Raw genomic sequence first — 23,079 nt, 5'->3', positions numbered from 1 at the left:
AGCATGTCTGCCTATTCCGCCACTCCTGCCGATTGGCTCCAGGGTGCTCGCCCGCACACCTGGGCCAATGCCTTTGCTCCCGTTATCGCTGGTACCGGTGCCGCTGCCGCGGCCCACGGCCTGCACTGGGGCCGGGCGTTGCTGGCGCTCATCGTGGCCTGGGCGCTTATCATCGGCGTGAATTACGCCAACGATTACTCCGATGGCATCCGCGGCACCGATGATGACCGCACCGGCCCCCAGCGGCTTACCGGGGGCGGACTGGCCAAGCCGCAGCACGTCAAGTTCGCTGCTTTCGCTTGCTTCGGCGTGGCGGCTATCGCGGGCATTTCGCTCTCCCTGGCTGCCAACGCGGCTTGGTTCATCCTCGTCGGCGCTGTGTGTATCGCCGGCGCCTGGTTTTACACCGGTGGCAAGAATCCCTACGGCTACCGCGGGTTCGGAGAAATCGCCGTTTTCGTGTTCTTCGGGCTCGTCGCGGTCCTAGGTACCGAGTACACACAGGCCGGCCGCATCACGTGGACAGGCCTTGCCTTAGCCGTGGGTATCGGCGGTATGAGTGCGGCGGTAAACCTGGCCAATAACATCCGGGACATCCCCTCCGATGAGGCCACCGGCAAGATCACCCTGGCTGTGCGCCTGGGTGATAAGAAGTCCCGCACGCTATTCATGACCCTGTTGCTGCTCCCGGTGTTGCTCACCGTGGGCTTGGCCTTCGATTCCTGGGCAGCGCTGGCCTCCCTGCTCTACTTCCCCCTCGCACTGGGCGCTATCCGCACCGTCAACCGCGGTGCGCGCGGACCCAAACTCATCCCGGTGCTCGGTATGACTGGCCGCGCGATGCTGGTATGGGCGGTTGTCAACGCAGTAGCGCTGGCTCTGGTTTAGCCTCTGATTTAGCGGCCAGCCAGCTCCTCCTGGACCCACTTCTTGTGGGCCTTGCGCTGCGCGGAGTACTCCGCCAGGGATTGGGTTGCTTCCACGCGCCACGTGGAAAAGAGCAGCATGGACAGTGGCAGCGCCACGAACAACGCCAGCAGCGCGGAAACCAGCAGCGGAAAGGTCTGGAGCACCGCCATCGCCAGTAGCTGAATCACTACAGTCAACACGATAAACAGCACCACACGGGCCGCGCCATACTTCCACAAAGCGACGCGGGAGCGGCGCTTGAGCGCGGGGTCCGGCTGGGGCGGGTCGGGGTTCTGGGAGGCGTTGGTGGTGTTTTCTGTCTGGCTCATAATTCTCACTTTTGCTTCGCGGGCATTCCGTAGAATACAACGCATGGGTCGATTGATACTACTACTCTTGTTTGTCCTCGCGGCAGTCCTCGTCTGGAAGGCTTTTGGTCCGTCGAGTTGGAATAAGAAGGTGCAGCAGGCGCAGCAGCCGCAGCGCCCGGCAATCAAGGGCCCCGATGATGACGAGGAATTCCTGTGGAACCTAGAGAAGCAGCGCTTCAAGGAGCGCCGCGCCAAGGAGCGGGAGGCCCAGCGCAAAGAGGAAGAACGCCGGCGGCGCTCACAGGGGCAGCAGGAGCCCAAGGCCCCCGAGGACAAGGACATTGAAGGCAAAGACTCTAAGGGGAAAGAAGCCTAGTCCTTCGGCACGAAGGTCATCTCGAGGCCGAGGGCCTCGGCCACCGCAACGACCTTTTCCCAGCGCACGCCAGAGCCACCGTGCTCAATAGTATGCAGCGTGGAGCGCGAAATCCCGGCCTTCCCAGCCAGGTCCTGTTGCAGGATGCCCAGCTCGCGACGGCGCTGCGCAAAGCCCTCACCAAGGGCGATGAGCTGAGGGTTATCGCCCGCCGGTTTGCCGGGCTTGTGCCGCGGCTTATGGATATCCGCCATTTAGTTCAGCCCCGCATAGGAGTGCAGGCCGGAGACAACCATGTTGATGAAGAACAGGTTGAACACCATGAGCAGCATCGCCGCGATGTTGATGTAGGGAGCAGCCTTGCGGAAGGCCGGCGTGGCACGGGCGTGCAGGTAGGCCGCGTAGAGTATCCAGGTGGCGAAGGACACGGTCTCCTTCGGGTCCCAACCCCAGTAGCGGCCCCACGCGGACTCGGCCCAAATAGCACCCAGCACGATGCCCAGGCCCAAGGTCGGCAGCGCCACTACGCCCAAGCGGTAGGCCAGGCGGTCCAGCTTCTTAGCTGAAGGAAGCGGGCGGGCAAGCGCGCCGAAGAAACCGGATTCAACGCCTTTAGGCTGGAACTCACGCAGCACGCTGAGCAAAGAAGCGATACCGGAGACCACGCCGATGGATGCGCCCAGCGAAACCACGGTGACGTGGATGGGCAGCCAGTGTGACTGGAGCGCCGGAACCACCGGAGCGGATTCCGCATAGAGCTTGGTGGAGCCGTAGAACATCAGCGCCAGGATTGGCGTGAGCAGCCACGGCCACAGGGTGCGCCACTCCTTGCGCTGCATGGCAATGGTTGCCACCACCATGGCGCCGGCGGTCACCATGAGCATGTACTCGTAGAGGTTGCCAAACGGGAAGCGGCCGGTAGCCAAACCACGCAGCACGATGGCTGCCAGGTGCAGGGCGATGCCCAGCCACAGCAGCATCTGCGTCATGCCACCGAGCTTGTCGGCGTTCTCCTGCTTCTTCGCCAAATCATCGTCTGCGGTGCTGGACACTGGGGGAACGTCGCCAAGCACGGCGCCATCTGCCGAAGCCCCCACGGTGGCGAGCTCACGCTGCTGCGGTGCAGCTGCGGTACGGGCGCGCATGGCCTCAATGATGCTCTGCATCCGGCCGTAGTACACCAGGGACAGCACCAAGGCGAGCGCATAAACGACGAACGCGGTTTGTACCGCGATGTCTGAGAAGTTGGACAGATTCTGATCAACCTGCATGAGTGGGAAACCTTGCCTTCACAATCGTGCCTACCCCGTGCGCCACGCACGAGGCTGCATGAACGGAGAGATTTATGGTGTCCATAAGGCTACCCCCTTTTCCCAGCTGTATCCAACTTTTGAAGGATACGGTCCGCGCCTTTAGTCGGCGGAGTAGAGTTCGTCCTCCTCCACATCATCGGGATCCGGCAATTCCAAAAGCTCGCGGTGCAGCTTATGGAACTCCTCAGACCAGCCCGCGCGGTCGGTGCGGGCAAGCCCGCCCATCTCGATATCGGTACCGCCGTTGGCACCCGGGCGGATGCGCACCCAGACGCGGCGTCGCTTGATCACCAGGGAGCCGACGAGCGAAACCAACATCACGAGAGCAGATACCAGCACCCAACCCTGGAAGGGGTCATAGGACACCTGGTAGTTCGCAAACTCGGAGGCACCGTCGAAGGTAACCTTGGTGCCGTCGTCCAGCGTGACCGATTCACCCTGGGTCAGGTTGACGCGGTCGATCTTTTGCAGCTGGCCCGAGTGGACCAGGCTGGAATCGAGGGAGAAGAAGGACTGCGGCTTGCCCGTGTCCAGGCCGGCATCGCCGCGGTAGATATCGATAGCCACCGCCGGATCCAGCATCGCCGGGTAGGAAGATTGCAGCAGCTTACCGTTCTCACCGGACCACTCGGCGGTCGGCGCAAACAGGCCCTGGATAGCGATCTGGTTCTGGCGGCGCTCAAACAGGTCCGGGTACATGCCCGACGGCGGATCGAAACGCATCACGCCCGAGGAGAGGAAGAACGTGGTGTCATTGGGCTGGAACTGGATGGTCTGCGTGCGCTTTTCGCCGTTGGGCCACTCCACCGTCATCGTCGGCGCAAAACCATGGCCCTGCAGGTAGACGCGGTTGTTGTCAATGCGCAGCGGGTGGTTGACCTGCAGCTGGTAGTCCTCCCAGGTCTCCGGGTCCGTGAAGATATCATCGCCGGCGGCATAGGACACATCGGAGGTGAACATCTCCGCCTGGCCATTAGGCAGGTAGTCCGCGGTGAAGTCGTGGGCCTTAAAACAGAAGGGGTGGAGACCCGTGCCGTCGAAAAGCGGGCCTGCGCGGAAGGAGTCATAGACGGAGGTTGAGGTATTACAGAACTCCGTGGACTGCGGCTGCTCTTGGGTCTGACCCTGGGAGTTCTTCTCCGTCACCACGATGACCTGGCCCTCATAATGCACCAAGCGCCCGGCTGCCATGGTGAGCAGGATGGCCACGAGCGCGATGTGGAAGATGAGGTTGCACAGCTCACGGGCATAGCCGCGCTCCGCCGAGAAGGACTGGGCACCCGCGCGGTCCTTCTCCGGGGAAACCTCGCTTACGCGCCACTTCTTCAGCATGGTCTTGGTTGCCGCGGCGATCTCCTCCGGGGACTTTTCCGAATGCCCGGTGGCATTGAGCGGCATCTTTTCCAGATACTTCGGCGCGCGCGTCGGCGGTGTGCGGTAGGCCTTGTAGTGATCCCAGGAGCGCGGGATGATGCAGCCCACCAGAGAAATCATGAGCAGGACGTAGATGGCCTGGAACCAGACGGAGGAGAAGACGTCGAAAAGCTGCAGCTTGTCGTAGATTTCCGCAACCTTGCCGTTGGTCTCAATGAAGTCATTGACGTTGGATTCATTGAGCGAGCGCTGCGGCAGAAGCGAACCCGGAATGGCGGCGATGGCCAGCAGGAAGAGCAGCGCCAGCGCGGTGCGCATGCTGGTCAGCCAGTGCCAGGCCTTGCGGATATATCTCACGAAAAATCTCCTTTACAGCAGCGTCGCGCCATAGGACACGGTCCACTGGCGGATGGCGTTGATGAAATCTCCCCACAGCCCGGTCAGCAGCGCCAGGCCGACGAGGATCATGGCGATGCCCCCGGCAATCTGGATGGCGCGGGAGTGCGTGCGCATCCACGAAATGGTGCGCATGGCCTTAACAGAGCCCAGTGCCACGAGCAGGAAGGGCAGGCCCAGCCCCAGGCAGTAGCCGACGATGAGCAGCGTGCCGCGCACCGCAGTCATGCCCGCGGTGCCGGCGGAGACGGACAAGATGGCGGCCAGCGTGGGCCCCAGGCACGGCGTCCAGCCCAGGGCAAACACGCCGCCGAGCAGCGGCGCGCCCAGCCACGTGGTCCAGCGCCTCGGCGCCATGCGCGTGTCCTTCTGCAGCACCGGCACCACACCCATAAAGACCACGCCCATGAGGATGGTGATGATACCGCCGACGCGCATAAGGGTGTCCGCGTTGAGCCGCAGCGCCGAGATGGCGCCGAAGACCGAAACCGTGGCCAGCACGAAGATGACGGTAAAGCCCAGCACGAAGAGTGCTGCGGCGCCGACGACGGCCCACTGCCGACGCTTGCCCACGCCGACCCCGAGCTCCTCGTCGTGGGTGACCTCACCGCCGACCACGGAGGCCAGGTAGGAGATGTAGCCGGGCACCAGCGGCACCACGCAGGGTGAGGCGAAAGATACCAGCCCGGCGGCGGCTGCGGCGAGGATTCCTAGCAGCAGCGGGCCGGCCGCGGCGGCGTCGGCAAAGCTCTGCCCGATTCCGTCAGCGGCTAGGATCACTGTTCTTTCTCCAGCTCGTCCACGACGTCGAGGACGTCCTGCTCCGTGATCTCCGTGAGGAAGACCGCGGCCGGGCGGTGCTGCTTGTCCAACACGATGGTGGTGGGCACCACGGAGGTGGGCACGCCGCCGAGCGCTGCGGCCGTCTTAAACGGCGGGTCGTAGATGGACGGGTACTCCAGGCCGTTATCGGTGAGGAAGTCCCGGGAAATCTCCGGGTTGAAGTCCTTGACGTTAATACCCAGTACGGTGCCTACCTTGCGCTTTTGCAGCTCCGCGTGGATGGCCTGGAGGTCATCCGATTCGGAGCGGCACGGCGCGCACCACTGACCCCAGGAGTTGAGGACGACGATCTGGTCTTTGAAATCCGAAAGCTTGATCGTCGTGGACTCATCCCGCAGGTCCTCACCGGAGAAATCCTTGAGCGGCTTGCGGTCTTCCTCCGCATAGCGGATGGTGGTCTGCCCGCCGGGCGAGATGAACTCGAAGGTGCCGCCGGAAGCCACGGCGTTCTGCGCGTTTTCCTCGCTTTGCGAGCAGCCAGCCAAGGCAAACACAGCAAGGACACCGGCCGCGGCGGCGCGGATAGTTCTGCGTCCCATTAGATGTCCTGCGCCGGTTCGGAGTAGAAGATATCGATGATCTCGCGGTCACGGTAGACCAGCGAAGTCACCGAAGCCAGCGCGCACGTGCGGTCCCACGGCGCGTGGGCCAGGCGCTTGCCCAACACGGTGCGCTGCACCATGACGATGGGCAGCTGATGGGAAACCACGATGGCCTCGTGTCCCTCGGCCTTGGCGCGGGCGCGCTCGGCGGCGTCCATCATGCGCGCGGCGATCTCCTCGAAAGGCTCGCCCCACGAGGGCTCAAGCGGGTTGACCATGAGCGGCCAGCGCTGCGGGTTCCACAGCTGCGAGTTCCAGCCCTTGGTGCGCAGGCCCTCGAAGCGGTTGCCGGATTCGATGACGCCCTTATCGACGTCCACCTCCAAGCCCGTTACCTGTGCAATCGGCAGCGCGGTTTCCTGCGCGCGCTGCAGCGGCGAGGCCGCCAGGTAGGTCACGTCATGGCCTTCGAAGGCTTTCGCCGTGCGCGCGGCCATGGAATGCCCACGGGAGGACAGGTGGTAGCCCGGGATGCGCCCGTAGAGGATCTTATCCGGGTTATAAACCTCGCCGTGGCGGACGAAGTGGACGATGGTGGTGGACATATGCCTGTGTCTATCCCCTCAACATGGTTGGTTTTACTGCGGGCGCTGCGCGCTGGCAGCGGCCTTGGAGGCAGGCTTGAGAGCTGCCTCGATTACCTCAAAATCATTGTCCGTGAGCGCATCAGACACAAACCAGGTCTCGAAGGCTGACGGCGGAACGTACACGCCGCCCTCCAGCAGTGCGTGGAAGAAGGGTGCGAAGCGCCAGGTATCGGCCGCCTGCATATCGGCGAAGTTGCGGCCCTGGCCCTCGGCGAAGCGGATGGAGAACATCGTCTCCGCGCGCTGGATGTGGTGTGCCACTCCGGCGGCATCAAGTGCCGCCGTTATCAGGCTGGTCAGGCAGTCCGCGTTGGCCTGCAGGCGCGGGTACAACTCTTCGTTGGCCAGCTCCAGAGAGGCCAGACCGGAGGCCATCGCCACCGGGTTACCGGACAGCGTGCCCGCCTGGTAGACAGGGCCGGCGGGGGCGAGGGAAGCCATGACGTCGGCGCGGCCGCCGAAGGCAGCTGCCGGCAGGCCACCGGAGACCACCTTGCCGAAGGTCACCAGGTCACCCGCTACCCCATCGACGCCGAACCAGCCCTTGTAGGAGGTGCGGAAACCGGTCATGACCTCGTCGAGGATGAGCAGGGCGCCGTCGGCATGCGCGATCTCCTTGAGTGCCGCGTTGAAGCCCTCCTCCGGGGCCACGGTGCCCATGTTGCCCGCCGCGGCTTCGGCGATGATGCAGGCGATCTCTCCCGGGTGCGCGGCGAAGGCCTCGCGGACGGCGTCGAGATCGTTGTACGGGACGACGATGGTGTCCGCGGCCGAGGCACCCGTGACGCCCGGGGAATCCGGCAGCGCGAAGGTGGCCACGCCGGAGCCAGCCGACGCCAACAGCGCATCCACGTGGCCGTGGTAGCAGCCCTCAAACTTCAGGACCTTGGCGCGGCCGGTGAAACCGCGGGCCAGCCGCACGGCGGACATGGTGGCCTCGGTACCGGAATTGACCAGGCGCACCTGCTCCACCGCGGTGCGCTTGACGATGTGCTCCGCCAGCAACGTCTCGCCCTCGGTGGGCGCGCCGAAGGAGAGGCCATCGGCAGCCGCCTTCTGGACTGCCTCCACGATGGCCGGGTGGGCGTTGCCGTGGATCATCGGGCCATAGGAACTAACCAGGTCGACGTACTCGTTGCCGTCGATGTCCCAGAGGCGCGAGCCCTCGCCACGGGCGATGACGCGGGCTTGGCCACCCACGGATCCGAAGGCGCGGACCGGGGAATTCACGCCACCCGGGGTGACCTTCGTGGCGCGCTCGAACCACTCGGCGGACTGGGACGTATTCTGCTGATTTCGCTGGCTGGAGTTAGGCATAGCCCACATTGTATCGGTTTTAGCCCTATACAAAAGTTTGAGTCCCCTTGTGTCCTTCCGTCCTCCCTCCACTGCCTCCTAAGCGGCAGCAATCGCTCGCGCTGCGCGCCCGCTACTGTGGCGCTATGCTGGCAGCACACTGTTGATTCTGCCTTTCCTTATTTAAGCGCTGGGGTGCGCTGTGGAGAGGCACTACTTAAGGGGGATTCCCATGGCATCGCGCCGTTTTCTTGTCATTCTTGCCTGCCTTCCACTGTCTGCCTGCGCTGCCACTCAGGCAGAAACCGCTCCGCGAACCGAACCCAGCCCTACCACCTCGGCCCAACCAACGTCCTGGCAGCCGAATGCCCTGCCCCAGCCGGTCAACCGCTTTGGCGACACCACCTCTATCTCGCCCGCCCCGGCCGAACCGGAATCTGAAACCGAGGCGCCCGCGCCCGCACCCACGACCGTCGAGGCCCCCGCGCCACGCATCGAAGTAGAAACCGTCACCCTCCCCGCCCCGGCGCCCGCACCCCGTCCGGCCCCACCGCAGCGGCCCAAGCCCAAGCTGGAACTGCCCGAGCCCCCGCGGGTGCCCACGTCCATCCCCATCCCGCCAGAAGTCCAAGCCGGCCTCGACCGCATACCGACACTTCCCCCGCTGCCGCGCGCGGAGGATATACGCATCGATGTGCCCTTCTAAAAGGCGGATACCAAGTACGTTTCGATCAAATAGTGGCAGAAAAACGCCCATTTTCGGACCCTTAGTTGATCGAAACGTCGCCAATCCTCATGGCCTCACACCATCTAAGGGTAGACCCTGATCTACCTCCTATATTCCCCCGCTGTACATGACAGGAAGCATAGCCGGGAGTTAAGCTGAACCCGATTTTCAATGACGGCGTTTACCTGACAGTAAGGGACTCATGAACAAGAAAGCTCTCGGCATCACCGCCGGCGCTATCGCTGCGGTTCTCCTCGCAGGCGGTGGTGGAATGTACGCACTAACCAGCGGCTCCTCCGACATTCAGCTCACCGCTAGCGATGTCACGACAACCGCCAAGGAAGACCTCATCAGTTCCGTCTCCGCCACCGGCACCGTCTCCGCCGAGCGCGAGATTTCTCTGACGAGCTCACTGACCGGACCCATCCAGTCCCTAGACGCGAAGGTGGGTGACCGCGTCGAGGCCCAACAGCTGCTCGGCCGCATGGACACCACCGAAACCGAGCGCGAGCTCGAAGCCCAGCGCACCTCCCAAGAGGCAGGCAAGCTCGAGGCCGTCCACCAGATCGAGGACGCCCAGCTTCAGCTGCGCCAGCTTCAGGATTCCCTCGACCAGGGCCTCAACCCGGAGGTCAATAGCGCCCAGTCCGCCGTGAATTCGGCGCAGACCGAGTACGCCGAGGCGCAGCGCAAGCTCGACGATGCCCTCGCTACCAAGGGCGACCGCCCCGAGGTTGCCGAAGCCCGCGCGGCCGTCGAGCAGGCGCGCTCCGGGGTGCGCGATGCCGAGTCCAAGTCCTTCCAGTCCGCGCTGGCCTCCATCGGCACCGCCACCGAGGACCCTTCCGGCATCAACACCGCCAGCGCTTTCTTAAGCTACCTGGACTCCGATGAAGCTGTGCAAGACTCCGAGCGCCAATTGAAGGAATCCGAGGAATCCTATGGCCGCCTCCTCCGTGGCATCGACCGCGAGCTCGGCGAACAGCAGCGCGCCACCGCCGCTTCCTACCAGGCCGTCTCCGATGCCGAGCGTGCACTGCAGGCCAGCAACCTGGCCATCGAACACCAAATCGCCTCCCAGTCCCAAGCGGTGAACCATGCGGTGGAGACGGCGGCGTCGGCAAGCGCCAGCAACGCCAAGGAGAATGGGCCTCTGGAGTACACGCTCTCCCAGGCCGACCTGCGCTCCCCTCTGGCTGGCGTTGTCACCTCCGTCAGTGGTGAAGCCGGCATGCCCGCCGAAGGCCCCATCCTCACCGTGGCGGATGATTCCTCGCTGTTGGTGAAGTCCACGGTCAAGGAGGGTGACATCGCCCGCATCAAGGTCGGCGATGAAGTCACGTTCACCTCGCCGTCGAGCCCCGGCAAAGAGTACAAAGGCAAGGTCACCTTCATCTCCCCTACGGCCGAACAACCTGAGGTAGAAGCCGGTGCAGGTGGCGGCTCCGGCAAACCATCTGGTTCCACCAAGCCTGAGTTCCCCGTGCACATCCGCGTCGATGGCAACCGCGAGGGCCTGCGCCTTGGTTCCACCACCAAGGTGAAGATCATTACGGAGAAGGACAAGAACGCCATCACCGTGCCGCTCTCCGCCATCTATGAAGAAGACGGCAAGAAGAACGTCCTGGTCGTCGACAACGGCACTATCCAGGCGCGCGAGGTGAAGATCGCCAGCGAATCTGATTTCTCCGCCGCCATCGCCTCCGGCCTCAAGGAAGGCGAGACCGTCATCAGCCAGGCGGATACGCACAAGGACATGGTCGGCATGTCCGCCTCCGTCGATGGATCCGATGCTGCGGAAGAGAACGCATGAGCCGCCTCATTGAGATGCGGGGAATCGTCAAACGCTTCAACGAGGGCCTCGACAGCGAGCTGACTGTCATCCCCGGCCTCGACTTCAGCGTGGAGGAGGGCGAGTTCGTGGCCGTCGTGGGCCAGTCCGGCTCCGGCAAGTCCACGCTCATGAACATCATCGGCTTGCTCGACCGCCCCACCTCCGGCGAGTACCAGCTGGCTGGGGTGGATGCGCTGGCGCTTGGCGACGACAAACTGGCCTCCTTCCGCGGCCAAAAAATCGGTTTCATCTTCCAGAATTTCAACCTGATCGGCCGCATGTCCGCGCTGAAGAACGTGGAGATGCCCATGGTCTATGCGGGCGTTTCGGCTCACGAGCGCACCCAGCGCGCGCAAGAGCTTTTGGAGATGGTCGGTATGTCCGACCGCATGAACCACCTGCCCAATGAGCTCTCCGGTGGTCAGAAGCAGCGCGTGGCGGTGGCCCGCGCCTTGGCCAACCAGCCGGAGATTCTCCTAGCGGACGAGCCCACCGGCGCGCTGGATTCGCAGACCGGCCGCATGGTCATGGACCTCTTCCACGAACTGCACCGCACGCATGGAAAGACCATTTTGTTCATTACCCACAACCCGGAATTGGCTGATGAATGCAGCCGCACCGTCACGATGAAGGACGGGGTGTTGTCATGAATTTTGCTGAATCCACCAAGATGGCGCTGACCAGCCTGCGCACCAACAAGATGCGCTCGGCGTTGACTCTGTTGGGCGTCATCATCGGCATCGCCGCGGTCATCGCCATCGTCACGCTCGGCCACTCCTTGCAGTCTTCCGTGCAAAAGGATTTGGATAAGGTGGGTGCTAATAACTTCACCGTTCAGGTCAAGGAGCGCCCTGAGGAGGGCGAAGAGGAAGAAGCCGATGATCCCTTCATGGGCGGCGGCTTCGTCGAAGACGAGTCCTCCATGCTCACCCCGGACATGTTGGACCGCGCCAAGGAGGTCTTGGGAGATCAGATCGCCGGCATCAATATCGGCGAGTACAGCTCTTATTCCGGCGCCCTCGTGGTCGAGGGCGAATCCGGGGAGGAGACTGCCAACCTCCTGGTCCGCCCGACCAACCCGGACTATGTCTCCGGCTCCTCCTATTCCATCGTGGCCGGACGCTTCCTCAGCGAGGATGATATCGATTCCAGCCGGGCAGTGACCATGCTGGATAAGGAAACCGCCACCAAGCTTTTCGGCGCTCCTGAAGACGCCATTGGCCAATACGTGAGCTTTGAAAGCCAGGAGGCCTCTCCCCTTGAGCTCGCCGTTGTCGGCGTTTTTGAGGAACCGCAAACCGGGCCTTTGGTGGGCGGTGGCCCCAGCCAAACCGCCTTCGTTCCCTACCCGCTCGAGGCCGAGTTCTCCGATTCCCCGGGTGCTGGCACCGCCTTCAGCGAGGTCACCGTTCGCGGCAACCCGGACTTGGATAAGGCCGCGGTAGCCAGCAACCTGCAGCGCGTCTTCGATAGCTACTACAAAGACAACCCCGACTACATGGTCAAGGTATCTGACTTCAGCGATGACCTCGCGTCCTTGAACCAGATCTTCACCACGATGAGCCTGGTACTCGCGGCCATCGGCGGCATCTCGCTGCTCGTCGGTGGCATCGGCGTGATGAACATTATGCTCATCACCGTCACGGAGCGCACCCGTGAGATTGGCATCCGCAAAGCGCTTGGCGCACGCCGCCGTGATATCCGCATCCAGTTCATCACGGAGGCCATCGTGGTCTGCCTCATCGGCGGTCTCATCGGCATCGCCATCGGCACCGCAGCCGGCATGGCGGGTGCGGCCGCCATCGGCTCACTCGTAGCGCCGCCGCTGTGGGCGGTCATCCTCTCGCTGCTCTTCTCGCTGGCTATTGGCCTCTTCTTCGGCTACTACCCTGCCGGAAAGGCCGCGAAGCTGGACCCGATTGAGGCGCTGCGCTACGAATAGCAAAGCGTTCAGCCGAACCGGAACAAAAAGATAGCCCCAGCGATGCTGGGGCCAGAGCCTATTTGCCTTGCGGCTTGATATCCAGAAGCCTACTACGCAAGTACATAGGCATCCACTCACCGAACTATCGATTCTCCTTCGTCGTTTCAAACGACGACGCCTCCTAATGCACCACCTTCAGGCCCACGATCCCACCAATGATCATGGCCAGGAACAGCACCTTCCACACGGTTGCCGCCTCGTGCCCGGCGACGAAGGAGTAAATGACGGTGACCACCGCGCCCACACCGGCCCACACCGCGTAGGCCGTGCCCACGGGGATAGACTTCATGGCCCAGCCCAACCCGCCCATCGAAATGGCGCAGGCCACGAAAAAGATCACCGAGGGCCACAGGCGGCTAAAGCCCTCCGACTTATCCAGCGCCGCTGCCCACACAGCCTCAAAGGCGCCGGAGAAAATCAACACAAACCACGACATGGCCAGCCCTTTCTGGCCGTCTTGTCGCGTCACCGGGTACGGCTCCCTCGTCCGGGGCTCGCATAAATCGCGGCGAGCCTGCCCACAATAATGGCACACTGGGCGGCATGAAGATTGCATTCCTAGGTACTGGCCGCATGGGCACTGAGCTCGCCCGACACCTCCTCAAGAACCATGAGCTCACCGTTTGGAACCGCACCGCCGAGCGCGCGCAGCCGCTGGTCGAGTCCGGCGCTACCCTCGCCGATTCGCCCACCGCCGCCGTAGAGGGCGCAGAGGTCATCATTACCTCGCTCTTTGGCCCCGATGACATCCGTGAGCGAGTCATTGACGCCAACCTCATCCCGGAGGGCGTGACCTGGATCGATACCACGACCGTCTCCCCCGATGCCGCCCGCGAATTCGCTGCCGCGGTCGACTCTTATGTCCACGCGCCCGTCGTCGGCTCGCTAGGCCCAGCACGCGAAGGCAAGCTCGGCGTTTACGTGGGCACGCCTGACGACGACCGCCGCGAGCTCGCCATGACCATCGCCGAGCCGTGGGCCGATGAGAACAAGCTCATCGGCGTGGAGTCCGCCGCCACCGCGGCGATTGGCAAGCTCCTGGCCAACCTAGCACTTGCCGTTACCGCGGAGGGCGTGCTGGAAGCACTCCACCTCGGCGAGTCCGAGGGCCTCGATTCCGAGGTCATCCTCGAGATGCTCGACATCACCGGCCTGGCCTTCATGAAGAACATGAAGGGCCCGTTCATCACCGGCGAGCGCAACACCACTCCGGGTGACTTCACCGTGGATGCCCTGTGCAAGGACGCCAAGCTCATGGAGATGACCGCCAACAAGCCGCTGCCTGCAGTGGCCGCCGCCATCGAGCGCTTTGAGGAACAGCAGGCCATGGGCCACGGCGACCAGGACTTCTCCTCCATCTTCGTCTTCCGCAACAAGGGCTAGCCTCGAGAGCTAGGCACTGCGCTTTCCGACGAGCCCGCGCAGCACCTCCTCCAGCTGCGCGTTATCCCCCGTGTCCTGGCTGTGAAAGCGCGCGGCAATAAACTCCGCGCGTACGCGGCTATCACTCGCTAGCCGCTCCACATTAAGTTGGTATCCTGCCGCCGTAACCAGCGCATCAAAGAACACCGTCTGCGTACGGGTATTGCCTTCCCTAAAACTATGCACCACATTGAGCTCGCCCCACAGCTCCGCCAGCTTGGTCACAAACTCATCAATCTCTAGGCCACGCAGAAAATCATCCTTCGCCAGCCCCGCAAACAGCTTCTCTGCTGCCTTCGTCATTTCCGGCCCCGCCGGATAGTAGGCATGCCCAGCCTTAATCATGAACTGGTCTGTAGGGGCAGTCCGCTCTTCACCCGCCCAGTCATACACATCCTGAAAAAGATGTCGATGTATAGCCTTGAAGTGCGCGTAGTCAAAAGCACCTTCCACAGGTGCCGACTCCAACTCGGTTATCCGAAGAAATACAAGCTTTTCTTCCAAGATCCGTAGTTCTTCTGCGTCATCTAACCCCAAGCGATTCTTCAGAACCTTGGTCCCTGGAATGAAATAGCTCTCCCAGCCCCCGCTCATGTTTCTCCCCCGCGCTCTATTTCAGCGAAGCTCGCCGAACACGAGCGATAGCTTCGTCGGCAGATAATGTCCCTGCAGCCACCTCGCGGCCCAGCTGGCGCACGTACTCATCAGTCACATCGTGGCCTGCTAGACGCAACGCAGCATCGCTCAACGCTAACGGATCACGGTCGCTACTACTGCTTTCAATTTGAACAGGCTCCGACATTGCTATCCTCCCGAGTTTTCAACTACATTTTCTCTCATTTTAGCAGCTCATGACACCAATCCCAAGGGTGTTTCCCACCTCGAAAAGAACGTTCGGGGCGTGCATTTTGCTAAACTTCATAAATAAGTTTTAACTATTGTCTAGCCGCCCAATGTAAGGAGCACGCCGCCCAGCAATGCTTTCCATCGACGCCGATTATGGGCATTCCACGCCCCTTGGACATCTTGAGAAGGACTTCGCCCCAGGCCGCATCTATGGCCTCGCTGGGCCCAACGGTTCAGGTAAATCCACGTTGCTAGCCACGCTCGGCGGTGAGCTTGCGCCTCTCGAAGGCTCAGTAGAGTGCGACGGCCATCCCGTCGGCACGAAGGAGCAACCGGGTGCTGTACTTACGGTGGCTGAGCCGGTTTTCCTCCCCGACCTCACCGTGGGCGAGCACCTGGACTTGATAGGAAAGGCGACAGGGGTGGACGTCGCCAAGCTCTGCGAACTCTGGGCGCTTGAGCCTCTCCTCCCTCACCCCGCCTCGCGCCTGTCCTCAGGCCAGCGCCAGCGCGTGTTCCTGGCCGCACAGCTGTACCAGCCGGCGCGCGCAGTGCTTATCGACGAGCCCGAGCGCCACCTCGACGCCACCTGGACTGAGTTCCTCGCAAGCGAATTGCGCTACCTAGCCGACGAGGAGAATCGCTGCATCGTCGTGGCCACGCATTCCGACACGATCACCCAGGCCTGCGACGAGGTGGTGCAGCTGTGATGCGCACGCTATCCCGGCTAGGTGATGGCATTTGGTATCTCATCCTCGCCGGTATCGTCATCGGCTTCGGCTACACAGGATGGCAAGAAGTCAGCGCCGTCGTGCCTATCATCCCGGCGCGCATCACGCTGACTGGTGTCGCTCCTATTGCCGGCATCGTGGGACTGCTCGCTCTCATCGTGTTCGCCGAGACTCTTTATCCCCTACGGGCGCTCTCCCGGGAACGTTGGGTGTACGTTGATCGCCCACGCGGCAAACTCCGCGGTACCGACTGGATCACATGGACGCAGCTGATCGGGTTCGGGGTCTTAGGTCTCGGCATCTGCGTGTCCACCGGGCTATCCCCGTGGTTCGCGCTGACAGTCCCGGCCCTGCGTTTCGTCGTGGGGTGGCGCTCGTTCACGCTGGCTTCGCTTCTCAGCGCTGGGCATACGCGCCTGGTCGGTGGATCCGGCCTTGGTCTGCTTGATTCGGAGGTCACCTCTGATGCCATTGCGAGCCAGTCCGCCTGGATTCCTCGTCGCACCCATGCGCCCTCCACGTTGACGGGTCTCTTCTTCCGTCGTCTGGGACGACGGTGGTACATCGGCGTCGGTGCGCTCGCAGCCCTCGGCTTGACGTTGGGGTTCGCCCCACAGCTCGGGGCGCTGGCTATCGTCGGATTCATGTCCGCGTGGAGCATCGTCGGCGCGGCGGTTGGGCGCGCTGCCTCCTTCGGCCGCGTCAGCGACGATGCATGGCCCGACTGGGGCCTTCCCCTTATCGCTTCAGTGGGCACGGCGCTCCTTGGTGCTGGTGTCCTCCTCTTGGTGTGGAAGCTCTCCGCCATCGCAGTGGTGCTCATCATCGCCGGTCTTAGCTGGGCGTCGTTTAAGCGTTCCCGCCCGGCACAGGTAGACAGCATGTCCATGCTGGACAGCGGCGGCTTCGGTGTCTCCTTCTCCCCCGAGGTGCTGCACTACATTGCCCGCGGCGCCCTCGGTCTTGGTGTGGCGGCCCTTGCGCTGGGGTATTAGCCGGGCTAGTCTTTCGGGCATGAAGATTTTTTCCTAATTCGACGTCACACTTTTTACGCGACTTACTCGAAGGTGGATTTCTTCATGCCTATTTCTTTTTCTCATCTCACCGTCACCTGGCCCGACGGCACCCCCTGTTTCACGGAGCTCACCGGCACGTTTTCCTCGCACTTCACGGGCTTGGTCGGTGCGAATGGTTCCGGAAAATCAACGCTAGCCAAGGTACTTGCAGGCCTCATTGCCCCGACTTCGGGAACGGTATCCGCGGGCTCAGTCCTCTATGTCGACCAGGATTTAGGCCTCCATACGTCTAGCACCATCGCCGATGTCTTTGGCGCGACCGAAGTCCTCAACGCCATTGCCCGCATTGAGGCTGGCGAATACTCGGAAGAGCTCGCCGCCACTGTTGGTGAGCAGTGGGACTTAGCAGAACGTATTGAAGCAGCTCTCGACGCTGCGGGTATCCCCTTCCCCTTAGAGCGCACTATCGGAACACTGTCGGGTGGTGAAGCGGTGACCGTGGCACTGACCGCCGCATTCTTCCGCAAGCCGGATTTCCTCATCCTCGACGAGCCCACCAACAACCTGGACTCCTCATCACGCCAGCGCCTGCTCGAGCTCATTCGCACCGCGCCGATGCCGGTTCTCGTCGTCTCACACGACCGCGAGCTCCTCGCGCACGCGGATAGCATTGCGGAGCTCTACCACGGAACACTTCGCGAGTTCGAGGGAAACTACTCCTCCTACCGCGCAGCGATTGATGCCGAGCAGGATTCCGCGCAGGCCAAGGTCCGAGAGACCAAGGCCGAACACCGCAAACAAATCCGCGAGCGCGCCGCCATGCAGACCCGCATTGCGCGCGATGCCCGCCGCGGCAAGAACTTCGCCGCCTCGAAGCGCAAACCCGGCATGGCCATGGGCTTGGACAAGAACCGTTCTGAGCGCTCGGCCGCTGGGCGTTCTCAACAGGCCAACGATGCAGTGGCTGCCGCCCTGTCGGCTCATGACAAGGCACAGCGCGCGCTTCGCGACGACACCCATGTCCACATCGACCTCCCCGGCACTGAGCTGCCCGTGGGCACCCGCGTGCTGGTCAGCGATCTGCTCAGCATTACTGGCCCTGAGCGTGTTCGCCTCGCCGGGCCCAACGGCAGCGGCAAGACCACCTTCCTCAACCGCATCGCCCGCGGCGACGTCGAGTACGCGCTGCCCTGCGGATACATCCGCCAACGCATCGTCCTGCCTGAGGAGAAGTCGGTGCTCGACATCGTGCGGGAGGCCAACCCCAACGCGGACCCGCAGTTCCTGCGCGACCAGCTGGCCCAAATGCTCTTTATCAACGACAAGATCCACCAGCCAGTGGGCCAGCTTTCTGGTGGCGAGCGCTTCCGCGTCGAAATCGCCCGCGTCTTGCTCAGCGACCCAGCCCCGCGCTTTCTGCTTCTCGACGAACCGACAAACAACCTCGATATCCCCACCACCGATTGGCTGATTGAGGTGCTCACGAGCTACCGCGGGGCATTCATCCTGGTCAGCCACGACGAGCACGTGTGCGAGCAGCTCAACCTCACAACGACCGTTTCCATGGATGACTACAACTCGCTCCGTGAAACGGAATACCTTCTGCGTTCCCCTCGCAATGCAGAGCGACTACGTAACTCCATCGACCAGCTGAAGGCATCTGACAAAAGGCATCAGTCATAAGGCGTTTTCACGGCCCAAAACGCCTTTTGCGCATTGCAGATGGCGTTTTTACACCCAAAGATACCTTTTATCAGACGCCTTTTGCGGGACGCCCCTTGTGAGGCGCCCTTTGTGAGGCGCCACAAGGAGGGACAGCGAGCTAGCTGACGAGCGCCTGCGCGGCAGCGCGGGCGCCGGCGATGACGGCGGGCACGCCGACTCCATCGGCCCAAGCGCCGGCGGTGGCGATACCGGGGACGTCGGCAAGCGCGGCACGCACGGCGGCAACGGTAGCCAGGTGCTTTTCGTCATAGCGGGGGATGCCGCCGAACCAGCGCTGCGTGTAGATCTCCTCCACGCCGGCGGCGCGGCCGTCGAAGCCGGTGATCTTCTGCAGGTCATCAAGGGCATAGTCCACCAGGTCATCCTCCTCCGCGCGCACGAGGGCGTCATCGCCGAAGCGGCCGAAGGAGGCGCGCACGAGGAAGCCTTCGCGCTCGTTCAGGTGCGGCCACTTATTGGATGAGAGCGTGAAAGCCTTGGCGCGCACGCCGGGCTCGTCAGAGGCGACGAGAATGCCGGTGGCCTCCGGAAGGGAGTTGCCCTCCGGGTCCGTGGCGGAGGCGAAGTTGAAGCCGACGACTACAGAGGAGGCCAGCTGGACAGAAGACAACTCCTGGGCGGCCTCCGGAGCCACGGCCTTGAGCAGGCGCGCGGTCGTCGGAGCCGGGGTGGCAAAGAGCACGCGGTCGAAGGGGCCGATATCCCCCGGCGCGCCCTTGACCTCAAAGGCATCACCCTTACGCGTCACGCCCGAGACGAAGGTGTCCAGGTGGATCTGCGCGCCGGACTTCTCAGCCAGGGCTTCGTAGAGCTCGGCGTAGCCACCCTTGAAGGTGCCGAAGACGGAGCCTTCGGCCGGGCTGCGGCCGGACTCGATCTGTTTGATTGCCGCCGACAGGGTTACCGGGCCCTCTTTCGCCAGCGAGTCCAGCGTGGCCGCTAGGTGCGGAACCGTGGCGCGGAGGCCCAGGTCATCGGCCGTACAGGAGTACACACCGCCGAGGAGCGCGGAGACCACGTGGTCCACCACGTCATCGCCGTATTGCTGGCGCACGAGCTTGCCCACGGAGACATCCCCGCCGACTTCCCACTCAAAGGGCTGCTCGTTGGTGATGCGCTCATTGGTGGCAGCGGAGAAGAAGTCCTGCGGCGCGGAAGGAATACCCATGACACCGCCCTGTGGCAAGAAGTGCAGCTCGCCGCCGGTATACACGCGGGGGCGCAGCTGACTGTTGGGTTCCACGAAGGAATCCTCCAAGCCCAGCTCCGTGAAGAAGTCCACGGCATCTTGGCGGCGGCGGATGAAGGCCTCCGCGCCCATGTCCGTGGGGCCGCCGTTGAAAGCCACGGTGTGCAGCTTGCCGCCGATGCGATCGGCCGCCTCGAAAACATAAACCTCATGGGAGCCCTCAGTGTTGTGCTTGAGTTCCCACGCGGCGGTGAGTCCCGCCAGTCCAGCACCAATGATCGCGATTTTCATTTAGCCCTCCTCGTGGATGATGGCGACGGCGCGGGTGATGGCGTCGGCGTCGGTAGTCGGCAGAACCCCGTGGCCGAGGTTCCAGATGTGTCCCTTCACGTCGCCACGCTCCCTTGCGCGGGCGACCTCTGCCTTGATGGTGTGCACGCCCTGGCGCACCGCCTCCTCGCCGGCAAAGAGCAAGGCTGGATCAAGGTTGCCCTGCAGGATGTCTGCATCGACGCGTGCCGCGGCGGCATCCATGCTCACGCGGTAGTCCACGCCCATGACCTCCGAACCGGCCTCCGACATCGCGCCGAGCAACTCGCCGGTTCCCACGCCGAAGTGAATGCGCGGCACGCGGCCCTCCGCGGCTTTAAGGATCTGCGTTGAATAGGGCAGAACAAACTCGCGGTAGTCGCGCTCGTTGAGGTAGCCCGCCCAGGAATCAAAGAGCTGCATCGCATCGATGCCCGCTTCCAGCTGAAGCTGGAGGAAAGAGATGATCGTCGGGGTCAGGCGCTCCATGAGCTGGTGCCAGGTGTCCGGCTCGGAATGCATCAAGGCCTTGGTGCGCTCATGATTCTTCGAGGGGCCACCCTCAATGAGGTAGCTGGCCAAAGTGAAAGGCGCACCGACAAAACCGATGAGTGCCTGCTTGTCGGTGAGCTCGTTCAGAATGATCTCGATGCCCTGGCGCACCTCGGGCACGTCGACGTCGAGGATAGGCAGGTTCGCCACGTCCTCCTTGCTGCGCACGGGCGCATCCATGACTGGGCCGCGTCCGGGGACGATTTCCACGCCGACGCCCGCGGCCTTGAGCGGGACGACGATATCGCTGAACAAGATGGCCGCGTCGACGTCGTGGCGGCGCACTGGCTGCAGGGTAATCTCCGCCAGCAGCTCCGGCATGAAGCAGGAATCCAGCATGCTGATTCCCTCACGGACCTTGCGGTACTCCGGCAAAGAACGCCCCGCCTGGCGCATGAACCAGACGGGCGGACGGGACGGGGTGCGGCCGGAAGCGGCCTCAATAAGCGGCGCGGCAGACAGACGAGACATACCGTCCATTATGAATCAAAAGTTGGAGTGGGCGCCAATCAGGAATTCTGCGCCCGACGGGCCTTAATGAACGCCGTCGAGTCTGGATGAAAGAGGAAGAAGATTCCCACCATGAGCGCCATCGGAATGAGCAACAAGAGCAGCCCGCCCACGCCGGCAATCAGCGCCGCTATGCTGACGAACATGGCATAGGCGGAAACCGCGGTAATGATGCGGCGCGCCCACACCGAACCGTTTGCTAACTGCGCGGAGCACGCCGCAATGATGACAGCGCTCACCACATGAGAAATGGCAGCAAAGCGCGTATTGAAACGGATATAGCCCACCTGCTCTGGGCTGAGTTCGGGGTTGGTCACCGAGCCATAGGAGCCAAAGAGTCCCACCATTCCGGCGGTCAACATCACAACGGCGGCAACCACAAAGACCCAATAGGAGATGCGCAGCTGGGAAGGCCAGGTGGAAAGATCCTGCTCGCCCTGCTTCTTAGGGCGGCGCGGACGGCGATTATAGTCCGCGGGGCCGGGGCGGTCATTCATCGCTTGCCGTCCTTGTCTCTTTCTTTCTCCTTGTCCTTGTTTTTCTTCTCGCGCTCCTCCAGGTTTTCCTGACGGCGCTGCTCTTCCATCTCCTTGCGCATCTGGCGCATCTGTTCCATCTCGCCGGTGTACTCAAGAACTTCTTCCTTGGAGGAGAAGATCAAGCCCATGACGGCGGCCACGCCGACGAGGATCTGCACGCCGCCATCGAGGACGAACAGCCAGTCCGGAACGCTCGCCCCAGCGGGGCTGCTCATGAAGACGATGAGCACGCGGAAGGCGAAGTAGAGGGAGAAGGCGAACCACAGGCGCCGGCCGGTGCCGGCCGCCGAGGAGTTCTTGTGGATCAAGCCCAGCATGATGCCCAGCAGGACGACGATGGCGAGCGATATCAGCGAGCTGAACGCCACCGAGCCATAGCCCACGAGTTGCACGAGGGCATCGCTGACGTCCTGCCCAGACTTTTCCGCTGCGGACTCCGCGGTGGTGCGGGCCTGGGCAAAGAGCTCGTCCCGGTTCAGAAGGGTCAGCACGATGCTCAGGACTAGGTGCACCACCTCAAGCACCAAGGCAACGGCCCACACCTTGAGCATGAGGGAAACGGCTTCGGTGCGAGTGGCCTTCTCCTTATCCGGCTCCTTGTCCTGCTTCGCCGGCTTCTGCGCCGACGAAGCCGTGTTCGGGCTGAACGTCACGATTCTCCTTTTACTTGAGCAAGCGGGCGGCGTCCGTGGCGAAGTACGTCAGGATCTGGTCCGCGCCCGCGCGCTTGAACGCAGTCAAGGACTCCAGCATAACGGCCTCACCATCGATCCACCCGTTCTGGGCGGCTGCCTGAATCATCGCATACTCGCCGGACACCTGGTACACGGCTACCGGCACGGAGGAGCGCTCCACGGCACCGGCCAGCACATCGAGGTACGGCAGGCCAGGCTTAACCATGACGATGTCCGCGCCTTCCTCGATGTCCAGGTCCACCTCCAGCATGGACTCGCGGAAGTTGCGCGGATCCTGCTGGTAGGTGCGGCGGTCGCCCTCCAGGGAGGAGCCCACCGCATCGCGGAAGGGACCGAAGAAGGCGGAGGCGTACTTGGCGGAATAGGCCATGATGGCCACGTCCTCGTGGCCGGCCTCGTCGAGGGCCTCGCGGATGGCGGCAATCTGGCCGTCCATCATGCCGGAGGGGCTGACCATGTGCGCACCAGCGCGGGCCTGAGAGCGGGCCATGTCCTGGTAGAGCTCCACGGTTTCATCGTTGAGCACGCGGCCCTTGTCATCGATCACACCGCAGTGACCGTGCGAGGTGAACTCATCGAGGCAGGTATCCGCCATCACGATGAGGTCATCGCCGAACTCTTTGCGCAGCTCGGCAATCGCAACGTTGAGGATGCCCTGCGGGTCCCAAGCCACGGAGCCGGTTGCATCCTTGTCTTCCTCACGCGGCACACCGAAAAGGTCAACGCAGGTCACGCCGGCGTCAAGTGCCTCGTGGGCGGCGCGCTTGAGGGAATCCAAGCTGTGCTGCGCCACTCCCGGCATGGAGGGGATCTCGCGGGCTTCATCCAGACCATCGACGACGAACATCGGGAGGATGAGGTCGGAGGGGCGCAGCGACGTTTCCGCAACCAAGTCCCTAAAAGCCGGGTTCTGACGCAGGCGGCGGGGGCGGCGAGCAATGCTCATGAGTAAAAACTCTCCTTTGAGCTACGAGAAAATCAAAAGTACTTTCT

25 protein-coding genes and 1 riboswitch are annotated in these 23,079 nt (G+C 62.9%); of the genes, 10 read left to right on the top strand and 15 right to left on the bottom strand.

Annotated features, from left to right (window positions below; translation table 11 throughout):
* Nucleotides 1–3 precede the first annotated feature (3 nt).
* Nucleotides 4–888, top strand: coding sequence for a 1,4-dihydroxy-2-naphthoate polyprenyltransferase (locus R3O64_RS01645; RefSeq protein WP_070534067.1), 885 nt, complete (start codon nt 4–6; stop codon nt 886–888).
* Between the two features lie 8 nt (nt 889–896).
* Here the strand turns inward: R3O64_RS01645 and R3O64_RS01640 are convergent, their stop codons facing one another.
* Entirely contained in the window at nt 897–1,238 is a 342-nt protein-coding gene (locus R3O64_RS01640; RefSeq protein WP_070533925.1) for a DUF4229 domain-containing protein, read from the bottom strand.
* A 43-nt stretch (nt 1,239–1,281) separates the two neighbouring features.
* Here R3O64_RS01640 and R3O64_RS01635 point away from each other — a divergent pair, with 43 nt between their 5' ends.
* Nucleotides 1,282–1,596, top strand: a complete 315-nt coding sequence (locus R3O64_RS01635; protein ID WP_070521026.1) for a hypothetical protein — start codon at nt 1,282–1,284, stop codon at nt 1,594–1,596.
* Here the strand turns inward: R3O64_RS01635 and R3O64_RS01630 are convergent.
* The 7 genes from R3O64_RS01630 to hemL all read right to left on the bottom strand — a co-directional run bounded on the left by R3O64_RS01630 (nt 1,593) and on the right by hemL (nt 8,037).
* Nucleotides 1,593–1,850: a helix-turn-helix domain-containing protein gene (locus tag R3O64_RS01630; RefSeq protein WP_070533927.1), complete on the bottom strand. Its 258-nt coding sequence runs from the start codon at nt 1,848–1,850 to the stop codon at nt 1,593–1,595. The genes R3O64_RS01635 and R3O64_RS01630 overlap by 4 nt on opposite strands.
* On the bottom strand, nt 1,851–2,867 hold the full coding sequence (gene ccsB, locus R3O64_RS01625) for a c-type cytochrome biogenesis protein CcsB (RefSeq protein WP_144014868.1): 1,017 nt from the start codon (nt 2,865–2,867) through the stop codon (nt 1,851–1,853). It abuts the gene before it with no gap.
* 141 nt (nt 2,868–3,008) lie between these two features.
* Nucleotides 3,009–4,640, bottom strand: coding sequence for a cytochrome c biogenesis protein ResB (locus tag R3O64_RS01620; RefSeq protein WP_070624561.1), 1,632 nt, complete (start codon nt 4,638–4,640; stop codon nt 3,009–3,011).
* A gap of 12 nt (nt 4,641–4,652) precedes the next feature.
* Nucleotides 4,653–5,459 (bottom strand): cytochrome c biogenesis CcdA family protein, encoded by an 807-nt coding sequence (locus tag R3O64_RS01615; protein WP_070521038.1) that lies wholly within the window; start codon nt 5,457–5,459, stop codon nt 4,653–4,655.
* The gene (locus R3O64_RS01610; protein ID WP_070521042.1) at nt 5,456–6,061 is read right to left on the bottom strand and encodes a TlpA disulfide reductase family protein; all 606 of its coding nucleotides are present in this window, start codon (nt 6,059–6,061) and stop codon (nt 5,456–5,458) included. The genes R3O64_RS01615 and R3O64_RS01610 overlap by 4 nt, the downstream gene beginning before the upstream one ends.
* Complete coding sequence (locus R3O64_RS01605; RefSeq protein ID WP_070521045.1) at nt 6,061–6,669, bottom strand: histidine phosphatase family protein; 609 nt, start codon at nt 6,667–6,669, stop codon at nt 6,061–6,063. Before R3O64_RS01605 ends, R3O64_RS01610 begins: the two co-directional genes overlap by 1 nt.
* Before the next feature lie 33 nt (nt 6,670–6,702).
* Entirely contained in the window at nt 6,703–8,037 is a 1,335-nt protein-coding gene (hemL, locus tag R3O64_RS01600) for a glutamate-1-semialdehyde 2,1-aminomutase (RefSeq protein ID WP_339017168.1), read from the bottom strand.
* A gap of 202 nt (nt 8,038–8,239) precedes the next feature.
* On the opposite strand from hemL, the gene R3O64_RS01595 reads away from it, so the two are divergent.
* The 4 genes from R3O64_RS01595 to R3O64_RS01580 all read left to right on the top strand — a co-directional run bounded on the left by R3O64_RS01595 (nt 8,240) and on the right by R3O64_RS01580 (nt 12,510).
* Nucleotides 8,240–8,713 (top strand): hypothetical protein, encoded by a 474-nt coding sequence (locus R3O64_RS01595; protein ID WP_070521052.1) that lies wholly within the window; start codon nt 8,240–8,242, stop codon nt 8,711–8,713.
* 223 nt (nt 8,714–8,936) lie between these two features.
* Nucleotides 8,937–10,547 (top strand): HlyD family efflux transporter periplasmic adaptor subunit, encoded by a 1,611-nt coding sequence (locus R3O64_RS01590; RefSeq protein WP_070521055.1) that lies wholly within the window; start codon nt 8,937–8,939, stop codon nt 10,545–10,547.
* Nucleotides 10,544–11,218, top strand: a complete 675-nt coding sequence (locus R3O64_RS01585) for an ABC transporter ATP-binding protein (RefSeq protein ID WP_070521058.1) — start codon at nt 10,544–10,546, stop codon at nt 11,216–11,218. The genes R3O64_RS01590 and R3O64_RS01585 overlap by 4 nt, the downstream gene beginning before the upstream one ends.
* Nucleotides 11,215–12,510, top strand: coding sequence for an ABC transporter permease (locus tag R3O64_RS01580; protein WP_070521059.1), 1,296 nt, complete (start codon nt 11,215–11,217; stop codon nt 12,508–12,510). The genes R3O64_RS01585 and R3O64_RS01580 overlap by 4 nt, the downstream gene beginning before the upstream one ends.
* 163 nt (nt 12,511–12,673) lie before the next feature.
* On the opposite strand, the gene R3O64_RS01575 is transcribed toward R3O64_RS01580, so the two are convergent.
* Nucleotides 12,674–12,988: a DMT family transporter gene (locus tag R3O64_RS01575; RefSeq protein ID WP_070521062.1), complete on the bottom strand. Its 315-nt coding sequence runs from the start codon at nt 12,986–12,988 to the stop codon at nt 12,674–12,676.
* 11 nt (nt 12,989–12,999) lie between these two features.
* Nucleotides 13,000–13,070, bottom strand: a riboswitch (guanidine-III (ykkC-III) riboswitch).
* Nucleotides 13,071–13,095: 25 nt separating this feature from the next.
* Here R3O64_RS01575 and R3O64_RS01570 point away from each other — a divergent pair.
* On the top strand, nt 13,096–13,935 hold the full coding sequence (locus tag R3O64_RS01570; RefSeq protein ID WP_070533936.1) for an NAD(P)-dependent oxidoreductase: 840 nt from the start codon (nt 13,096–13,098) through the stop codon (nt 13,933–13,935).
* A 9-nt stretch (nt 13,936–13,944) separates the two neighbouring features.
* Here the strand turns inward: R3O64_RS01570 and R3O64_RS01565 are convergent, their stop codons facing one another.
* Nucleotides 13,945–14,568 (bottom strand): Fic/DOC family protein, encoded by a 624-nt coding sequence (locus R3O64_RS01565; protein WP_070533937.1) that lies wholly within the window; start codon nt 14,566–14,568, stop codon nt 13,945–13,947.
* Nucleotides 14,569–14,951: 383 nt separating this feature from the next.
* Here R3O64_RS01565 and R3O64_RS01560 point away from each other — a divergent pair, with 383 nt between their 5' ends.
* The 3 genes from R3O64_RS01560 to R3O64_RS01550 all read left to right on the top strand — a co-directional run bounded on the left by R3O64_RS01560 (nt 14,952) and on the right by R3O64_RS01550 (nt 18,250).
* Nucleotides 14,952–15,530, top strand: coding sequence for an ABC transporter ATP-binding protein (locus tag R3O64_RS01560; RefSeq protein ID WP_070533938.1), 579 nt, complete (start codon nt 14,952–14,954; stop codon nt 15,528–15,530).
* Entirely contained in the window at nt 15,530–16,546 is a 1,017-nt protein-coding gene (locus R3O64_RS01555; protein WP_070533939.1) for an ABC transporter permease, read from the top strand. Before R3O64_RS01560 ends, R3O64_RS01555 begins: the two co-directional genes overlap by 1 nt.
* An 84-nt stretch (nt 16,547–16,630) precedes the next feature.
* The gene (locus tag R3O64_RS01550) at nt 16,631–18,250 is read left to right on the top strand and encodes an ATP-binding cassette domain-containing protein (RefSeq protein ID WP_070533941.1); all 1,620 of its coding nucleotides are present in this window, start codon (nt 16,631–16,633) and stop codon (nt 18,248–18,250) included.
* Between the two features lie 139 nt (nt 18,251–18,389).
* Here R3O64_RS01550 and R3O64_RS01545 read toward each other — a convergent pair whose 3' ends face one another.
* From R3O64_RS01545 to hemB, 5 genes are read right to left on the bottom strand one after another with little or no spacing between them, the layout of a single operon-like run.
* Nucleotides 18,390–19,772, bottom strand: a complete 1,383-nt coding sequence (locus R3O64_RS01545; protein WP_070624567.1) for a protoporphyrinogen oxidase — start codon at nt 19,770–19,772, stop codon at nt 18,390–18,392.
* Complete coding sequence (hemE, locus tag R3O64_RS01540) at nt 19,773–20,813, bottom strand: uroporphyrinogen decarboxylase (RefSeq protein ID WP_070533947.1); 1,041 nt, start codon at nt 20,811–20,813, stop codon at nt 19,773–19,775.
* 38 nt (nt 20,814–20,851) lie between these two features.
* Nucleotides 20,852–21,349: a tellurium resistance protein TerC gene (locus R3O64_RS01535; protein ID WP_070521085.1), complete on the bottom strand. Its 498-nt coding sequence runs from the start codon at nt 21,347–21,349 to the stop codon at nt 20,852–20,854.
* Nucleotides 21,346–22,044: a hypothetical protein gene (locus R3O64_RS01530; protein WP_070521089.1), complete on the bottom strand. Its 699-nt coding sequence runs from the start codon at nt 22,042–22,044 to the stop codon at nt 21,346–21,348. The genes R3O64_RS01535 and R3O64_RS01530 overlap by 4 nt, the downstream gene beginning before the upstream one ends.
* A gap of 10 nt (nt 22,045–22,054) precedes the next feature.
* Complete coding sequence (gene hemB / locus R3O64_RS01525) at nt 22,055–23,032, bottom strand: porphobilinogen synthase (RefSeq protein ID WP_070521091.1); 978 nt, start codon at nt 23,030–23,032, stop codon at nt 22,055–22,057.
* Nucleotides 23,033–23,079: the final 47 nt, after the last annotated feature.

It is taken from the genome of Corynebacterium hesseae, assembly GCF_037850265.1.
Lineage (GTDB): Bacteria > Actinomycetota > Actinomycetes > Mycobacteriales > Mycobacteriaceae > Corynebacterium > Corynebacterium hesseae.
This window is presented reverse-complemented; position numbering and strand designations above follow the sequence as displayed.

Coding starts and splice junctions, on each gene's coding strand:
- R3O64_RS01645 (WP_070534067.1), top strand. CDS start 4: ATGTCTGCCTATTCCGCCACTCCTGCCGATTGGCTCCAGGGTGCTCGC.
- R3O64_RS01640 (WP_070533925.1), bottom strand. CDS start 1,238: ATGAGCCAGACAGAAAACACCACCAACGCCTCCCAGAACCCCGACCCG.
- R3O64_RS01635 (WP_070521026.1), top strand. CDS start 1,282: ATGGGTCGATTGATACTACTACTCTTGTTTGTCCTCGCGGCAGTCCTC.
- R3O64_RS01630 (WP_070533927.1), bottom strand. CDS start 1,850: ATGGCGGATATCCATAAGCCGCGGCACAAGCCCGGCAAACCGGCGGGC.
- ccsB (WP_144014868.1), bottom strand. CDS start 2,867: ATGCAGGTTGATCAGAATCTGTCCAACTTCTCAGACATCGCGGTACAA.
- R3O64_RS01610 (WP_070521042.1), bottom strand. CDS start 6,061: ATGGGACGCAGAACTATCCGCGCCGCCGCGGCCGGTGTCCTTGCTGTG.
- R3O64_RS01605 (WP_070521045.1), bottom strand. CDS start 6,669: ATGTCCACCACCATCGTCCACTTCGTCCGCCACGGCGAGGTTTATAAC.
- hemL (WP_339017168.1), bottom strand. CDS start 8,037: ATGTGGGCTATGCCTAACTCCAGCCAGCGAAATCAGCAGAATACGTCC.
- R3O64_RS01595 (WP_070521052.1), top strand. CDS start 8,240: ATGGCATCGCGCCGTTTTCTTGTCATTCTTGCCTGCCTTCCACTGTCT.
- R3O64_RS01590 (WP_070521055.1), top strand. CDS start 8,937: ATGAACAAGAAAGCTCTCGGCATCACCGCCGGCGCTATCGCTGCGGTT.
- R3O64_RS01585 (WP_070521058.1), top strand. CDS start 10,544: ATGAGCCGCCTCATTGAGATGCGGGGAATCGTCAAACGCTTCAACGAG.
- R3O64_RS01580 (WP_070521059.1), top strand. CDS start 11,215: ATGAATTTTGCTGAATCCACCAAGATGGCGCTGACCAGCCTGCGCACC.
- R3O64_RS01575 (WP_070521062.1), bottom strand. CDS start 12,988: ATGTCGTGGTTTGTGTTGATTTTCTCCGGCGCCTTTGAGGCTGTGTGG.
- R3O64_RS01570 (WP_070533936.1), top strand. CDS start 13,096: ATGAAGATTGCATTCCTAGGTACTGGCCGCATGGGCACTGAGCTCGCC.
- R3O64_RS01565 (WP_070533937.1), bottom strand. CDS start 14,568: ATGAGCGGGGGCTGGGAGAGCTATTTCATTCCAGGGACCAAGGTTCTG.
- R3O64_RS01560 (WP_070533938.1), top strand. CDS start 14,952: ATGCTTTCCATCGACGCCGATTATGGGCATTCCACGCCCCTTGGACAT.
- R3O64_RS01555 (WP_070533939.1), top strand. CDS start 15,530: ATGCGCACGCTATCCCGGCTAGGTGATGGCATTTGGTATCTCATCCTC.
- R3O64_RS01550 (WP_070533941.1), top strand. CDS start 16,631: ATGCCTATTTCTTTTTCTCATCTCACCGTCACCTGGCCCGACGGCACC.
- R3O64_RS01545 (WP_070624567.1), bottom strand. CDS start 19,772: ATGAAAATCGCGATCATTGGTGCTGGACTGGCGGGACTCACCGCCGCG.
- hemE (WP_070533947.1), bottom strand. CDS start 20,813: ATGTCTCGTCTGTCTGCCGCGCCGCTTATTGAGGCCGCTTCCGGCCGC.
- R3O64_RS01535 (WP_070521085.1), bottom strand. CDS start 21,349: ATGAATGACCGCCCCGGCCCCGCGGACTATAATCGCCGTCCGCGCCGC.
- hemB (WP_070521091.1), bottom strand. CDS start 23,032: ATGAGCATTGCTCGCCGCCCCCGCCGCCTGCGTCAGAACCCGGCTTTT.